The sequence below is a fragment of the Halovulum marinum genome, assembly GCF_009697225.1.
GTDB classification, from domain to species: Bacteria; Pseudomonadota; Alphaproteobacteria; order Rhodobacterales; family Rhodobacteraceae; genus Halovulum; species Halovulum marinum.
In genome coordinates this window covers 36,234-50,895 of sequence record NZ_WIND01000020.1, presented here as the reverse complement: position 1 = coordinate 50,895, position 14,662 = coordinate 36,234, and the positions used below count along the sequence as shown (strand labels likewise).

The following is a 14,662-nucleotide window of genomic DNA, read 5'->3' as shown; positions in this document are numbered from 1 at the left end:
GCCGCCTGACGCCCTCCCGATCCGGACCGGCTCAGCCCGGCATTGCCGCCCGCGCGGCCGGCCAGGGCGCGACCGCGCCGCCGAACCCGTCCAGCGCGCCCTCGGTCAGCGCCAGGCCCAGCACCCGGTCCTGGTTGGTGGGGGCGGGAAACTCCACCGGCACATGGTCGAACCCGAAGCGCGCGTAGTACGGCCGGTCGCCGACCAGCAGCACCCGGCGCCAGCCCAGCGCGCGGGCGCGCGACAGGCTTTCCGACATCAGCAGCGCGCCCAGCCCCTCGCCCTGCCGCGTCGGGTGCACCGCGATCGGCCCCAGCAGCAGCGCCGGCGCGGCGGCCGCCTGGCCCACCACCACCGGCCAGTAGCGGATCGCCCCGGCGACCACGTCATAGTCGTCGCGCGCCACCAGCGACAGCGCGCCCAGCATCGGCACGCCGTCGCGCAACCGGTACGAGCTCAGCGCGGTGCGGCCCGGCGCGAAGGCCAGGTCGAACAGCAGCTCGACCTCAGCGGTGTCGGCGGGACGTTCTGGATAGAGTCGGAACATGGGCAGGCAGCGTGGCGGCGGAACGGGGACGGGCGGCGTCGGGCAGGCATTCCCGTCGTCGCGCGCTCATCGCATCGTGTCCTGTTCGTGCGGGCGCACCCGGTCCTCCTCGGCTAGACACCCCGGTAGCACGCCCCTAGATGGGTCTCAAACCGGAAAAGAAGGAAGCCGCATGTTCTACCGACCGGGCCTGGACCCGCACGGCCTGCCGCACAACCCGTTCAAGGCCATGGTCGCGCCGCGCCCGATCGGCTGGATCTCGACCCGCGGCGCGGACGGCCGGGTGAACCTGGCGCCCTACAGCTTCTTCAACGCGCTGGCCGACGACCCGCCGATGGTGATGTTCTCGAACACCGGCGCCAAGCCGGACCGGGACGGCGTCAAGGACAGCGTCGCCAACATCCGCGAGACCGGCGAGTTCGCCACCAACGTCGTCGGCCTGGCGCAACGCGACGCGATGAACGCCAGCTCGGGCGCCTACGAGGCCGGCGTCGACGAGTTCGCGCTCGCCGGGCTGGAGAAGGCCCCGTGCGAGCTGATCGCGCCGCCGCGGGTCAGGGGCGCGCCGGGCGCGTTCGAGTGCAAGCTGTGGAAGATCATCGAACTGCCCGGCCGCGCCAACGTCATGGTCATCGGCGAGGTGGTCGGCATCCACATCGACGAAGCCTGCCTGACCGACGGCATCTTCGATCTGGCCAAGGTGCGGCCGCTGGCGCGGCTGGGCTACCGCGACTACAGCGCCGTGACCGAGATCTTCGCCCTGAACCGCCCCGGCCAGCGCTGAGCCGTCTTGCGCCACCGCCCGGCACCGCTAGGGTAAGCGCGCCGGATCGCGACGAAGGGGGCAGGCATGGACACGGTTCTGGGCATCATCGGCGGCAGCGGCGTCTACCAGATCGAGGGGCTCGAGGACGCCGGGTGGACCGCCGTCGACACCCCCTGGGGCGCGCCTTCGGACCAGGTGCTTACCGGCCGGCTGGACGGCGTGCGCATGTGTTTCCTGCCGCGCCACGGCCGCGGCCATGTGCAAAGCCCGTCGTCGGTCAACTACCGCGCCAACATCGACGCGCTGAAGCGGCTGGGGGCGAGCGACGTGATCTCGGTCTCGGCCTGCGGCTCGTTCCGCGAGCAGATGGCGCCGGGCGATTTCGTCATCGTCGACCAGTACATCGACCGCACCTTCGGGCGCGAGAAGTCGTTCTTCGGCCCCGGCTGCGTGGCGCATGTGTCGGTCGCGCACCCGACCTGCCCGCGCCTGTCCGCCGCCTGCGCGCAGGCGGCGCGCGCGAACGGAGTGACGGTGCACGACGGCGGCACCTACCTGGCGATGGAGGGGCCGCAGTTCTCGACCCTGGCCGAAAGCCGCCTCTACCGCGAGGTCTGGGGCTGCGACGTGGTCGGCATGACCGGCATGCCCGAGGCCAAGCTCGCCCGCGAGGCCGAGCTCTGCTACGCCTCGGTGGCGATGATCACCGACTACGACAGCTGGCACCCCGACCACGGCGAGGTCGACATCGGCGACATCATCCGCACCCTGCTGGGCAACGCCGACAAGGCGCGCGGCATGGCGGCGGGCCTGCCGCGGCTTCTGGGCGCCGCGCGCGCGCCCTGCCCGCACGGCTGCGACCGGGCGCTGGAGCATGCGATCCTGACCCGGCCGGAGGCGCGCGATCCGGCGCTGGTCGCCCGGCTGCAGGCCGTCGCCGGCCGCGTGCTGGGCTGAGCCGCCGCCCGCGCCCGTCATCGCACCACCGTCAGTCGCCGGCCCCCTCAGTCGTCCGGCCCGGCGGCGCGTGCTGCGCGACGAACCGGCGCATGAAATGGCGGATCTCGCGCGCGGCCGAGGTGTCCAGCCGGTCGCACAGCGCCACGAAGGCGTCGCGCTCGTCGCGGTCCACCCGGATCACCAGCTGACTGGCCTTCCTGCCGGCCTTCCTGTCCGTTCCGGGCTTCGACATGCCGCGATGACCTTCCCTGCCATTATCCACCTGCGGCAAATATTGCATTCTGCACAGCAGATGTATATACATTGCATATACGATAACAGGCGGCACCACCGCCACCGGGCAGGAGAACGGAACGATGACCCTGAACGACGCGCGCTTCATGCTGCTGCGCGACCACCGCGATCAGAACCGGCCGCACCTTCCCTGGCTGCCGCGGGCGCTGTACCGCCGCTATTTCACCGCGCATCGCCACCTGACGCATCGCTGAGACGGCCCGGCCCACCGGGCGCCGCGCTTGCCCGGCCCGCTGGCTGCGGCTAGGGTCCGCGCGATCCAGCCGAGGACCCAGCCGATGCCAGACACCCGGGACGTCAAAAGCTACATCCGCACGATCCCCGACTTCCCGCACGCCGGGATCCGGTTCCGCGACGTGACCACGCTGTTCTCGGACCCGCGCGGCTTCCGCGTCGCGGTCGACCAGCTGCTGCACCCCTATGCCGGGATCCGCATCGACAAGGTCGCGGGGCTCGAGGCGCGCGGCTTCATCCTGGGCGGCGCGGTGGCGCACCAGCTGTCGGTCGGCTTCATCCCGGTGCGCAAGCAGGGCAAGCTGCCGGGGCGCACGATCGCGCAGGACTACACGCTGGAGTACGGCACCGCGACGATCGAGATTCACGACGACGCGGTGCAGCCCGGCGAGCGGGTGCTGATCGTCGACGACCTGCTGGCTACCGGCGGCACCGCCGAGGCCGGCGTCCGGCTGATCGAGAAACTGGGCGGCGTGGTCGTCTCGCTGGCGTTCATCATCGACCTTCCCGAACTGGGCGGCCGCGCCCGGCTGGAGAAGCTGGGGCTGGACGTGCACGCGCTGTGCGCCTTCGAAGGCGCCTGATACAATTTAAGCGAGAATTTTCCTCGCTTTCCACACGCCGTTTACCAGTTGGTAACTTCCGGCGGCGTACACCGGGCGTGCCGGTTCCCCCATGACCGGCGTTGCTTGCGAACAGTCCGATGTCCCCGATCCAGGGCCAAGGCAGACCGGACGCCCAGAACCGCGCCCCCCGGCTGTACCTCCGGGGGGTGCGTCTGGTTCGGGGACCGCTCAGGACGGGCCGGCGTCGCGGTCGCGGCGCTTCTGGCCCGCCGACAGCTTGACCGTCAGCGCGCCCCAGACGGTGACGCAGAACGGCACGCAATAGGTCAGCAGCAGCTTCCACCACGGCGGCGCCTGTCCTGCCGCGATCGTGTCGCCATGGTTGATCGCCACCAGCACCGAGCCGACGACGACCGCCGTCTGCACCGCCCGGCGCAGCGTGCCGCCGCCGAACAGCAGCGCGCCGATCGGTGGTCTGCGGGATCCGGTCGTCGCTCTCATCGCCGTGCCTCGCTCGAACCGCGCCATCATACACCGGAACCGTGCGGACGATCACGGCCGCGTGACGGGCGGCGGTGAAAACATCTCGATAACGTGATATGATGGCGGAATCCTGCTGGACCAGGACATTGGGGGACGGAACGATGACACCTTGGGAAATTCACGGTCGGGAAATCGGCAACTGCAACTGCGCGCCGGGCTGCCCGTGCCAGTTCATGTCGCTGCCCACGCACGGCAGCTGCGAGGCGGCGGCGGCGTTCGACTTCGACCGCGGTCACCACGGCGACGTCGACCTGGGCGGGCTGCGCACCGCGATGGTGGTGAAATGGCCCGGACCGATCCACGAGGGCAACGGCACCATGCAGATCATCATCGACGAGCGCGCCTCGCCCGAACAGCGCACCGCGCTGGAGCGGATCATGACCGGCCAGGACACCGAGGACATGGCGACGATGTGGTGGGTGTTCTCGGCGATGTCGCCGAACAAGCTGCGGACGCTCTACAAGCCGATCGAGATCGAGATGGACCTCGACGCGCGCCGCGCCCGCGCCGACGTGCCCGGCGTGTTCCGCACCGAGGCCCAGCCGATCACCAACCCGGTCACCGGCGCCGAACACCGCGCGCGGATCGACCTGCCGAACGGCTTCGAGTTCCGCATCGGCGAGGTGGCCCGCGCGACCACCACCACCAGCGGCGAGATCGAACTGGCCAACAACCGCGACAGCCACACGCACCTGGTCGAGATCCACCTGTCGAATGCCGGCATCGTCGGCAGCGCCTGAGGCGGGCGCCGGGCGATGACGGCTGCCGGACTGACCGCTCGGCTGCTGGGGCACGGCCGGGCGTTCGCGCTCGCCATGCTCGGCCTGCTGTTCCTGCTGGCCGGCCTGTACACGCTGCTGGGCGTCGGCATGCCGATGTCGGCGCTCGAGATGACGCGCGGCCCGGCGATGGCCGCGGCGCAGGGCGGCTGGAGCGCGGCGCAGGCGCTGCTGGTGTTCCTGATGTGGTGGGTGATGATGATCGCGATGATGCTGCCCGCGGTCGCGCCCACCGTGCTGCTTCACGCCGCACTGCTGAGCCGCGGCGCGCAGGCGGACCGCGCGCCGGCGCTGACCGCCGCCTTTCTCGGCGGCTACCTGGCGGCCTGGGCCGGGTTTTCGGCGGCGGCGACGGCGGCGCACCGGGCGCTGGAGGCGGGCGGCGCGGTCACCGCCGGCGGCATGGCGCTGACCGCCGGCGTGCCCGGCGCGCTGCTGCTGATCGCCGCCGGCGTCTACCAGTTCACGCCGCTGAAGGGCGCCTGCCTGACGCAGTGCCGGGCACCGGCCGCGTTCCTGGCGCGGCACTGGCGCCCCGGCGCGGCGGGCAGCCTGCGCATGGGGCTGGCGCACGGCGTCTTCTGCCTGGGCTGCTGCTGGGTGCTGATGGCGCTGCTGTTCGTCGGCGGCGTCATGAACCTGTACTGGATCGTCGGCCTCGCCGCCTTCGTCGCGCTGGAGAAGCTGACGCCGCTGGGCGCGCGCGCCGGCCGCGTCGGCGGGCTGGTCCTGATCGGCTGGGGCGTGCTGGTGCTGTCCGGCGGCGGCTGAGCCGCGCCTATTCCGCGCGCAGCACCGCGCCCGGGTTCATGATCCCGTGCGGGTCCAGCGCCGTCTTGATCGCCCGCATCGCCGCCAGCTTCGCCGCGCCGCCATAGCGCTCCAGCTCGGCGACCTTCAGCCGCCCGACGCCATGCTCGGCGCTGAACGAGCCGTGATAGCGGTGCACCAGCTCGTGCACGCAGTCGGTGACCGCCGCGCGCTGGTGCTCGTGCGCGTCGCGCCCGCCGGCCTGCGCCGGGAACACGTTGTAGTGCAGGTTGCCGTCGCCCAGGTGGCCGAAGCAGTTGATCCGGAACCTCGCATCGATGCCGTGCAGCGCCGCGCCGGCTTCGGCGATGAACGCCGGCACCTGCGCCACCGGCAGCGCGATGTCGTGCGAGGCGACCGCGCCGATGCGCTTGTTGGCCTCGGGGATATGCTCGCGCACGCCCCAGAAGTCCGCCGCCTGCTGCCGGTTCTGCGCGATCAGCGCATCGTGGATCAGCTCCCGCTCGAAGGCGTCGGCCAGCGCCGCCTCCAGCCGCTCGGCGACCTGGGTGCCGCGCGCGCCGCCGGCCTCGACCAGCACCGCCCAGTCCGGGCGCGCGGCGAACGGCTGCGGCACCTCGGGCAGGACCTCGGCCAGGAAATCGAAGCTGGTGCGCGCGATCAGCTCGAACGCGTTGACCGCCTCGCCCATCGTGTCGCGCAGCCGGCCCAGCAGCTCCAGCGCGGCGGCCGGGTCGCGCACCGCCAGCAGCGCGGTCGCCTCCTCGGCGGGGCGCGGGAACAGCCGCAGGCTGGCGGCGGTGATCACCCCCAGCGTGCCCTCCGCGCCGATCAGCAGGTTGCGCAGATCGTAGCCGGTGTTGTCCTTGCGCAGCCGCTTCGGCCCGTCGAGGATCGAACCGTCCGGCAGCACCGCCTCGATCCCCAGCACCAGCTCGCGCGCGTTGCCGTAGCGCAGCACGTTGACGCCGCCCGCGTTGGTCGACAGCAGCCCGCCGATCCGGGCCGAGCCCTCCGAGGCCAGCGACAGCGGGAACAGCCGCCCGACCGCCTCGGCGGCGGCCTGCACCTCGGCCAGGATCGCGCCGGCCTCGGCGACCAGCACGTTGTCCACCGGGTCGGCGGCGGGCACCGAATTCATCCGCTCCAGCGACAGCAGCAGCGGCGCCGGCCCGTCCGGGATCTGGCCGCGCACCAGCCCGGTGCCGCCGCCGATCGGCACCAGCCCGACGCGGTTTCGGGCGGCGAAGCGCACCACCTCGGCGACCTCCCGGGTGCTGACCGGCCGCACCAGCGCGATCGCGGTGCCCAGCGCCCGGCCGCGCGGATCCTCGGCATAGGCGGGGGGCACGGCGCCGACGCGGCCCTCGGGCAGCACGGCACTCAGCGCCTCGACGATCTCGGGGGTGGCGGCGGTCAGCGGCATGCGTCAGTCGTCCAGGTCGTAGAATTGGGGCAGCAGGACGCGCACCGTAGGCGTGCGCGGCAGGGTGCGCAAGCTGACCGTCAGGCTGTTGGCCTCGGTCGCGTCCAGCGTGAACTCGTCGGCCATGCCGGCGGCGAAGGCGTTCAGCGTGCCGCGGCCGAACCAGTGCATCGGCAGCACCAGCCGCGACTTCAGCCGCTTCAGCACCCGGATCATCGTCGGCAGGTCCAGCGTCATGCCGCCGTCGACCGGCGCCATGACGATGTCCAGCCGCCCGATCGCCGCGTACTGCTGCTCGGTCGGCTCGTGGTGCAGGTGGCCGAGATGGCCGATGCACAGCCCGGCGATCTCGAAGATGAAGATCGAGTTGCCGTCCTTCTCGGCGCCGCCGAACCCCGAGCGGATGTCGGTCGTCACGTTGCGGATCAGGATCTCGTCGTCCAGCACCAGCCGGTGCTCGGCCGGGCCGGTGCCGTCGCCCCATCCGCGCAGCACGTGCGGGATCCGCGGATCGGGCTGCGGCGTCCAGTGCGACGAGTGGGCGCGGTTCATCGTCACCACGTCGGGCACCACGTCGACGCCGACATAGCCGTTGAAGTCGGTGACGATGCCGCGCCCGCCGGGGGTCTCGATCAGGAACATGGAATGGTCGACATAGCGGATCCGCACCGCCTCGGCGCTCAGCCCGTCGCCGAAGGCGGCGAAGCGGATGTCGGCGAACCCGTCCTGCGCCAGCGCGATGCAGTGGCTTTGCAGCGTCTGCGCCGAGCCGGTGCCGGCGGTGGTCAATAGAATCGCCAGGACGAATCGGATGAATGCGGGCATGGGCAAACCCTCCTGTTGCCAGCCGCCTGCATGCCTGCCCCTGCCGCGCCGATGCGGATCCGCCGCTGCCGCGCCCTGTTTTCCGGCGCATCCGGCCCGGCCGCCGCCGAAGCCTGCGCCCGGCCGCGCGCGTTCCCGGGCCCGCACCGGCATCATACATGCGCCGGACCGCTGCTGCAGCAGTCACGCCCGAAGCGCGGGGAAACCCGCCGGCCGGGCGGCCGACGCTAGGACGCGCGCGGCGGCGCGACCACGCCGGCGACGCCCGCGACCCGGCCGCGCCGGTCGGTGCGCAGGTTGGCATAGAGCACGTGCGTCCGCCAGCGCCCGGCGATCTGCAGATAGCTTTGCGCCACGCCCTCGTACTTGAAGCCCGTGCCCTCCAGCAGCGCGCGCGACGGGGTGTTCTCGGGCAGCGTCGCGGCCTCGATCCGGCTCAGCCCGAGGTCGCGGAAGGCGTAGTGCACCACCGCCAGCAGCGCCTCGCGCATGTAGCCCTGGCGGGCGTGCGGCATGCCGATCCAGTAGCCCACGGTGGCGGACTGCGCCGGACCCTTGCGGATGTTGTCCAGGGTGATGCCGCCCAGCAGCGCGCCGTCGCTGCGGCGGATCAGGAACAGCGGCAGCGCCCGCTCCTGCTCCAGCGCCCTGGCGGCCCAGACGACACGGTCGCGGAACGCCCGGCGCGAGGTCTGGTCGCCGCCGCGCGCCGGCTCCCACGGCTTCAGGAAGGCTTCGGATTCGGCGCGCAGCGCCACCCAGTCGGCGTGGTCCTCCGGCCGCGGCAGCCGCAGCTCCATGCGCTCGGTTGCGATCGACAGTCGCGCGCGCCGCAGGAACATCGGCAGCGCCGTCAGGCCGCCAGACGCGCCCGGATCCCCTCGTGATCCGGCGCCGCCGCCACGGGTCCGTAAAGCGCCAGCGCCGGGTTCGCCGCGGTGCAGACGTCTTCGGCAAAGGCCGCCAGCGCGCTGCGGCTGACGCCGTTGATCTTGGCGACGGTTTCCTCGACGCTCGGCACCCGGTCCCAGATCGCGGTCATCCGCGCCAGCCGCTCGCACCGCCCCGAGGCGCTTTCCAGCCCCATCAGCATCCCCGCCTTCATCTGTGCCCGCGCCCGCTCCAGCTCGGCATCGCTGACGTCGCCGGGCAGGCGGCGCATCTCGTCGATCACCACCTGCACCAGTTCCGCCACGCTGTCCTCGGCGGTGCCGGCATAGATCATGAGCGCGCCGCTGTCGGCATAGCTCGCCGTCTGCGCGAAGATCGAATAACACAGGCCGCGCTTCTCGCGCGCCTCCTGGAACAGCCGCGAGGACATGCTGCCGCCGAGAATTCCGGCGTGCAGCTGCGCGGCGTAGATCCGGTCGTCCAGGTAACCGGGGCTTTCCAGCGACAGCGCGAAATGCGCCTGCTCCAGCCCGCGCACCACCCGGCGCTCGCCGCCGGCGAAGCGCGCCGCCTCGAGCCGGCCGGTGCTGCGCCGCTCCAGGTGCCCGAACAGGCGCTCGGCCTCGGCGACGATGCGCTCGTGGTCCACCTGCCCGGCGGCCGAGACGATCAGCCGCTCGGGCCCGTAGTGCCCCTCGACGAAACGCGTCAGGTCCGCGCGCTGGAACGCCGAGACCCGCTCCGGCGGGCCCAGGATCGGCCGGCCCATGCTCTGCGCCGGGAACGACACCTCCTGCAGCCAGTCGAAGATGATGTCGTCCGGGGTGTCGTGCGCCTGGCCGATCTCCTGCAGGATCACCCCGCGCTCGGTCTCGATCTCGTCGGGCGCGAACGCCGGGTTCAGCAGGATGTCGGCCAGCACGTCCAGCGCCAGCGGCACGTCCTCGCCCAGCACGCGGGCGTAATAGGCGGTCATCTCGCGGCTGGTGTAGGCGTTGATGTAGCCGCCGACGTCCTCGATCGTCTCGGCGATCTGCAGCGCCGAGCGTCCGGCCGTGCCCTTGAACGCCATGTGCTCGAGGAAATGCGCGATGCCGTTCTCGGCCTCGGTCTCATGCCGGCACCCGGCGGTCACCCAGACGCCCACGGCGGCGCTGGACAACCCCGGCATTTCCTCGGTAACGATCCTCAGCCCGTTGCCGAGCCGGTGCATCCTGACGGTCATGCGCGCTGATTTGCCACGAAACTCTTGAGTGCCGCAAGGTCATTCGGCAGCCGCTCGATCCGCTCGGGCCGCTGGAAAAGATCCGCCATGCGCTCGGGCAGGCCGGGGCGGATACCGGTCGCGGCCTCGACCGCGTCGGGGAACTTCGCCGGATGCGCGGTCGCCAGGGTGATCATCGGCACCGCGCTTGCGGGCTGCTCCTCGGCCACCTTGACGCCGCAGGCGGTGTGCGGGCAGATCAGCTCGGCCGAGCGCGCCAGCGTGCGCCGGATCGCCGCCGAGGTCTCCGCCTCCGAGGCGCGGCCGCTGTCGAACTCGCGGCCCAGCCGGTCCCGCGCGCCCTGGTCCAGCGCGAAGCCGCCATCGTCCCTCAGCGCGGTCATCAGCTGTTCCACCGCCGCGCCCTCGCGGTCGTAGATGTCGAACAGCAGCCGCTCGAAGTTGGAGCTGACCTGGATGTCCATCGACGGCGAGATCGACGGCGTCACCCCCTGCTTGCGGTGCGCGCCGGTCGCCAGCGTGCGGTGCAGGATGTCGTTCTGGTTGGTGGCGATCACCAGCCGCTCGACCGGCAGCCCCATGCGCTTGGCGACGTAGCCGGCGAAGATGTCGCCGAAATTGCCCGTCGGCACGGTGAAGCTGACCTTGCGGTGCGGCGCCCCCAACGCCACCGCCGAGGTGAAGAAATACACCACCTGCGCCAGCACCCGCGCCCAGTTGATCGAGTTCACGCCCGCCAGCGCGACCTCGTCGCGGAACGCGTGGTCGTTGAACATGTCCTTCAGCCGCGCCTGGCAGTCGTCGAAATCCCCGTCCACGGCGATGGCGTGCACGTTTTCCTGCGGCGGCGTGGTCATCTGCCGGCGCTGCACCTCGGACACGCGGCCGTGCGGGTACAGGATGAACACGTCGACCGCGTCCAGCCCCGCGAACGCCTCGATCGCGGCCGAGCCGGTGTCGCCGCTGGTGGCGCCGACGATCGTCACCCGCTTGCCCGAGCGCTTCAGCGAAAGCTCGAACATCTGCCCGATCAGCTGCATGGCGACGTCCTTGAACGCCAGCGTCGGGCCGTGGAACAGCTCCAGCAGGAAATGGTTCGAGTCCAGCTGCTTGACCGGGCAACGCGCGGCGTGGCCGAAACCGGCATAGGCGCGGGCGATGATGTCCCGGAACCCGGCGTCGGTGAAGGCGTCGCCGATGAACGGCCGCATCACCCGGAACGCGGCGTCCTCGTAGGACAGCCCGGCCAGCGCGGCGATCTCGTCCGCGCACATCTGCGGCCAGCTCTCCGGCACATACAGGCCGCCGTCGCGGGCCAGCCCGCTCAGCATCGCCTCTTCGAAGCTCAGCGCCGGCGCCTGGCCGCGGGTCGAGATGTAGCGCATTCGGTTCAGCCCCTCGCAACTTCGGTGCGGGTGATGCGGTACACCAGCACGCCGGTCATCGCCAGCCAGAACACCGCCAGCGTGCCCCAGGTGATCGCGTAGGTAAGATGGTTGTTGGGCACGTCGATGCCCACCGGCACCGGCCGCGGCGCGGGGTCGCCGGTCGGGACGGCGGCGACGACCAGCACCGGCTCGGTGTCCAGCGCCGCCGCCATCGCGTCGACGTCGCGGGCGAACCAGATGTTCCGCGCCAGGTTCGGCTCGGGCGTGAACATGTCGGTCTCGCGCGGCCAGGCCAGGTGCCCGGTGACGGTGACCGGCCCCTGGTCGAAACCGGCGGCCTTGTCGGCCTCGGGCACGTAGCCGCGGTCCACCAGGATGCGCCGGCCGGCTTCGGTCTCGAACGCCTGCACCACCAGATACCCGGGCCCGCCACGGCGCTGGCTGGTCAGCACATGCGCCGCGCCGGTGCCGAACCGGCCGGCGACGGCGACCGGCGCATGACGGTCGGCCTCGGCCGAGGGCGCCGCCGGCAGCGCGCCCGCCGGCTGCTCCAGCCGCGCCGCGATCTCGGCCAGCATCGCCTGCTTCCATTGCAGCCGCTGCACCTGCCAGACGCACAGCGCGACCAGCACGGCGGCGCCGCCGAGGCCGAGGAACAGGGGAAAGATCAGACGCCGCATGAGCACGGTCCTTCTTGGCGATGGGGCGCCCCGGCGATGCGGCGCGCCCCGTGGCCCGAACCGGGGTGCCGCGGCAGGCCCCGCGGCGGGGCCCCGGTCCGCCGCAGGCGGAGCGGGGAGAAAGGGCGTGGCGCGGAACGCGCCGCCGCCGGATCGCCGGCCGTCAGCCGCCCCAGATGTAGACCGCGAAGAACAGGAACAGCCAGACCACATCGACGAAGTGCCAGTACCAGACCGCCGCCTCGAAGCCGATGTGCTTCTCCGGGGTGAAGTGGCCGCGCAGCGCGCGCAGCAGGCACACGCCCAGGAAGATCGTGCCGATGATCACGTGCACGCCGTGGAAGCCGGTGGCCATGAAGAAGTTGGCGCCGTAGATGTTGCCGGCGAAGCCGAAGGCGGCCTCGCTGTACTCGAAGGCCTGGAACACGGTAAAGATCACGCCCAGCGCGATCGCCAGCGCAAGACCCCAGACCAGGCCCTTGCGGTCGTTGTCATGGGCGATGGAATGGTGCGCCCAGGTCGCCGCGCAGCCCGAGCACAGCAGGATCAGCGTGTTGATCAGCGGCAGGTGCCAGGGGTCGAAGGTCTCGATGCCCGGCGGCGGCCAGGTATTGTCGATCGCGTCCATCGGGTACAGCGCGTGCTTGAAGAACGACCAGAACCAGGCCGAGAAGAACATCACCTCCGAGATGATGAACATGATCACGCCCATGCGCAGGCCGATCTGCACCACCGGCGTGTGGTCGCCGGCGCGGCTCTCGGCGATCACCTCGGCCCACCACGCGTACATGGTGTACAGCACCAGTGCCAGGCCGATCAGCGCCACCCAGGGGCCGTAGCCGTGGAACAGTAGCACCGCCCCCAGCAGCATGACGAAGGCGCCGACGCCGCCCAGCATGGGCCAGATGCTCGGGGCCAGGATGTGGTAGTCGTGGTTCTTCTCGTGCGCCATGACGCAGGGTCCCTCGTCTTCGTCCAGGTTCAGTTGACCTGGGTCTCCTGGTTGGTCTCATAGGCCGAGACGTCCGCTTCGGGAAGCTCGGTTTCATAGAACGTGTAGCTCAGCGTGATCGTGTGGGCGTATTTCGCCTCGCGGTCGTCGACGATCCCGGGATCGACGTAATAGGTCACCGGCATCCGCACCCGCTCGCCCGGCTGCAACACCTGCAGCTCGAAGCAGAAGCAGTCGATCTTGATGAAATAGGCGCCCGCGGAATAGGGCGTGACGTTGTAGCTGGCCGTGCCCGCGACCACGCGGTCGGTCGGGTTGTACGCCTCGTAGAACGCCAGCCCGGTCTCGCCGATCTTCAGTTCGACCTCGGTCGCCTCGGGCTTGAACTCCCACGGCATGCCGCGTTCGCGCGATGCGTCGAAGCGGACCTTGATCGTGTCCTCGAGCACGCGGTCCGAGCCTTGCGACGCCACCCCGGTCTCGCCGCCGTAGCCGGTGACGCGGCAGAACCAGTTGTAGAACGGCACCGCCGCGAACGAGGCGCCGACCATCACCACGACCACGCCCGCCAGCGCCGCCAGCGTCCGCGTGTTGCGGGTCACCGGGACGTCTCCGCGCCGGCGGCGGGCGCCGACGGCACCGTCTCGAAGGTGTGGTCGTAACCGCGCATGTCGACCCCCTCGGCCAGCTTGACGACGGTCACCGCGAAGATCATCAGCACCACGCCGGCCAGGCAGGCGCCCAGCGCCAGGTTGCGGCCCCGGCGGCGGCCGTAGATCTCGTGGCTGTCGGGCAGCAGCCCGTTGTCGATGCCCTTGCTCATGCTGATCATCCCCCCGCGCATCGGATCCTCCGGCGTATCAAATCATCGGCCACGCGCCAAGCCCGAGACCCAGCGCGCGCAGCGTCGCCTCCAGCAGGATCACGGCGAAATGCAGGAATAGATAGGCGATCGAGAAGCCGAAGAACCGCTTCTCGACGCGATAGCCGTCGGCCTCGGCGGCGGCGTCGTCGCGGTTGCGGATCGCCCAGGCCCCGGCGACGAACTTCGCGTTCAGCATCAGCGCGACGGCCAGGTACAGCGGACCGCCGATGCCGGTGAACGCCGGCAGGATCGCCGCCGGCGCCAGGATCAGCGCATAGACCAGGATCTGCCGGCGCGTCGCCCGCGTGCCCGCGACCACCGGCAGCATCGGCACGCCGGCGGCGGCGTAGTCGTCGTTGCGGAACAGCGCCAGCGCCCAGAAGTGCGGCGGCGTCCACAGGAAGATCAGCGCGAACATCAGCAGCGATTCCAGGCTGACGCCGCCGGTGGCGACGGCCCAGCCGATCATCGGCGGGAACGCGCCGGCGGCGCCGCCGATGACGATGTTCTGCGGCGTCGCCCGCTTCAGCCACATGGTGTAGACCACCGCATAGAAGAAGATGGTGAACGCCAGCAGCCCGGCGGCGGCGGCGTTGCCGAACAGGAACAGGAACATCACCGACAGCGCCGACAGCGTCAGCCCGACCGCCAGCGCGTCCTCGCCCGTCACCCGCCCCGAGGGGATCGGCCGGCCGGCGGTGCGCGCCATCAGCCGGTCGATGTCCGCGTCCCACCACATGTTCAGCGCCCCGGACGCGCCCGCGCCCACGGCGATGCACAGGATCGCCGCCACCGCGATCACCGGATGCACGAAGCCCGGCGCCGCGATCAGACCGACAGCGGCGGTGAACGTCACCAGCCGCATCACGCGGGGCTTGAGCAGCGCGACATAGTCGCCGAACTGCGCCTCGCCTGGGCTGGTCTGGGTCACTGCGGCATCCGTCATCGGC

The 14,662-nt window shown here is 71.2% G+C and carries 19 protein-coding genes; 6 read left to right on the top strand and 13 right to left on the bottom strand.

The annotated features are described in order from the left end of the window. Nucleotides 1–31: 31 nt before the first annotated feature. Nucleotides 32–547: a GNAT family N-acetyltransferase gene (locus GE300_RS18200; protein WP_154448727.1), complete on the bottom strand. Its 516-nt coding sequence runs from the start codon at nucleotides 545–547 to the stop codon at nucleotides 32–34. 172 nt (nucleotides 548–719) lie between these two features. Here GE300_RS18200 and GE300_RS18195 point away from each other — a divergent pair, with 172 nt between their 5' ends. Together GE300_RS18195 and GE300_RS18190 are read left to right on the top strand one after the other, a co-directional pair. Next, entirely contained in the window at nucleotides 720–1,331 is a 612-nt protein-coding gene (locus GE300_RS18195) for a flavin reductase family protein (RefSeq protein ID WP_154448725.1), read from the top strand. Between the two features lie 66 nt (nucleotides 1,332–1,397). Further along, nucleotides 1,398–2,270: an S-methyl-5'-thioadenosine phosphorylase gene (locus GE300_RS18190; RefSeq protein ID WP_154448723.1), complete on the top strand. Its 873-nt coding sequence runs from the start codon at nucleotides 1,398–1,400 to the stop codon at nucleotides 2,268–2,270. A gap of 31 nt (nucleotides 2,271–2,301) precedes the next feature. On the opposite strand, the gene GE300_RS18185 is transcribed toward GE300_RS18190, so the two are convergent. Beyond that, nucleotides 2,302–2,505 carry a hypothetical protein gene (locus GE300_RS18185; protein ID WP_154448721.1) on the bottom strand — a complete coding sequence of 68 codons (204 nt, stop codon included), beginning with the start codon at nucleotides 2,503–2,505 and terminating at the stop codon, nucleotides 2,302–2,304. 124 nt (nucleotides 2,506–2,629) lie between these two features. On the opposite strand from GE300_RS18185, the gene GE300_RS23620 reads away from it, so the two are divergent. Continuing rightward, nucleotides 2,630–2,761, top strand: coding sequence for a hypothetical protein (locus GE300_RS23620; RefSeq protein WP_267905474.1), 132 nt, complete (start codon nucleotides 2,630–2,632; stop codon nucleotides 2,759–2,761). Nucleotides 2,762–2,845: 84 nt separating this feature from the next. Next, the gene (locus GE300_RS18180) at nucleotides 2,846–3,385 is read left to right on the top strand and encodes an adenine phosphoribosyltransferase (RefSeq protein WP_154448719.1); all 540 of its coding nucleotides are present in this window, start codon (nucleotides 2,846–2,848) and stop codon (nucleotides 3,383–3,385) included. 210 nt (nucleotides 3,386–3,595) lie between these two features. Here GE300_RS18180 and nrtS read toward each other — a convergent pair whose 3' ends face one another. After that, the gene (gene nrtS / locus GE300_RS18175) at nucleotides 3,596–3,868 is read right to left on the bottom strand and encodes a nitrate/nitrite transporter NrtS (RefSeq protein ID WP_154448717.1); all 273 of its coding nucleotides are present in this window, start codon (nucleotides 3,866–3,868) and stop codon (nucleotides 3,596–3,598) included. Nucleotides 3,869–4,011: 143 nt separating this feature from the next. On the opposite strand from nrtS, the gene GE300_RS18170 reads away from it, so the two are divergent. Together GE300_RS18170 and GE300_RS18165 are read left to right on the top strand one after the other, a co-directional pair. Beyond that, nucleotides 4,012–4,650, top strand: a complete 639-nt coding sequence (locus tag GE300_RS18170) for a DUF1326 domain-containing protein (RefSeq protein WP_154448715.1) — start codon at nucleotides 4,012–4,014, stop codon at nucleotides 4,648–4,650. Nucleotides 4,651–4,665: 15 nt separating this feature from the next. Then, nucleotides 4,666–5,460, top strand: coding sequence for a DUF2182 domain-containing protein (locus tag GE300_RS18165; protein WP_154448714.1), 795 nt, complete (start codon nucleotides 4,666–4,668; stop codon nucleotides 5,458–5,460). Nucleotides 5,461–5,467: 7 nt separating this feature from the next. Here GE300_RS18165 and GE300_RS18160 read toward each other — a convergent pair whose 3' ends face one another. The 10 genes from GE300_RS18160 to cyoE form a co-directional block, all read right to left on the bottom strand. Further along, the gene (locus GE300_RS18160; protein ID WP_154448713.1) at nucleotides 5,468–6,886 is read right to left on the bottom strand and encodes an FAD-binding oxidoreductase; all 1,419 of its coding nucleotides are present in this window, start codon (nucleotides 6,884–6,886) and stop codon (nucleotides 5,468–5,470) included. A gap of 3 nt (nucleotides 6,887–6,889) precedes the next feature. Continuing rightward, on the bottom strand, nucleotides 6,890–7,711 hold the full coding sequence (locus GE300_RS18155; protein ID WP_154448712.1) for an MBL fold metallo-hydrolase: 822 nt from the start codon (nucleotides 7,709–7,711) through the stop codon (nucleotides 6,890–6,892). A gap of 227 nt (nucleotides 7,712–7,938) precedes the next feature. Beyond that, entirely contained in the window at nucleotides 7,939–8,553 is a 615-nt protein-coding gene (locus GE300_RS18150; protein WP_154448711.1) for a GNAT family N-acetyltransferase, read from the bottom strand. Between the two features lie 11 nt (nucleotides 8,554–8,564). After that, nucleotides 8,565–9,827, bottom strand: coding sequence for a M16 family metallopeptidase (locus tag GE300_RS18145; protein ID WP_154448705.1), 1,263 nt, complete (start codon nucleotides 9,825–9,827; stop codon nucleotides 8,565–8,567). Further along, complete coding sequence (gene thrC, locus GE300_RS18140) at nucleotides 9,824–11,212, bottom strand: threonine synthase (protein WP_154448703.1); 1,389 nt, start codon at nucleotides 11,210–11,212, stop codon at nucleotides 9,824–9,826. The genes GE300_RS18145 and thrC overlap by 4 nt, the downstream gene beginning before the upstream one ends. Before the next feature lie 5 nt (nucleotides 11,213–11,217). After that, nucleotides 11,218–11,895: an SURF1 family protein gene (locus GE300_RS18135; RefSeq protein ID WP_154448701.1), complete on the bottom strand. Its 678-nt coding sequence runs from the start codon at nucleotides 11,893–11,895 to the stop codon at nucleotides 11,218–11,220. Nucleotides 11,896–12,058: 163 nt separating this feature from the next. Further along, nucleotides 12,059–12,847, bottom strand: a complete 789-nt coding sequence (locus GE300_RS18130; RefSeq protein WP_154448699.1) for a cytochrome c oxidase subunit 3 — start codon at nucleotides 12,845–12,847, stop codon at nucleotides 12,059–12,061. 29 nt (nucleotides 12,848–12,876) lie between these two features. Next, entirely contained in the window at nucleotides 12,877–13,449 is a 573-nt protein-coding gene (locus GE300_RS18125; protein ID WP_325063309.1) for a cytochrome c oxidase assembly protein, read from the bottom strand. Continuing rightward, nucleotides 13,446–13,670, bottom strand: a complete 225-nt coding sequence (locus GE300_RS23250; RefSeq protein WP_233417166.1) for a hypothetical protein — start codon at nucleotides 13,668–13,670, stop codon at nucleotides 13,446–13,448. The genes GE300_RS18125 and GE300_RS23250 overlap by 4 nt, the downstream gene beginning before the upstream one ends. Nucleotides 13,671–13,707: 37 nt before the next feature. Further along, the gene (gene cyoE, locus GE300_RS18120; RefSeq protein ID WP_154448695.1) at nucleotides 13,708–14,658 is read right to left on the bottom strand and encodes a heme o synthase; all 951 of its coding nucleotides are present in this window, start codon (nucleotides 14,656–14,658) and stop codon (nucleotides 13,708–13,710) included. Nucleotides 14,659–14,662: the final 4 nt, after the last annotated feature.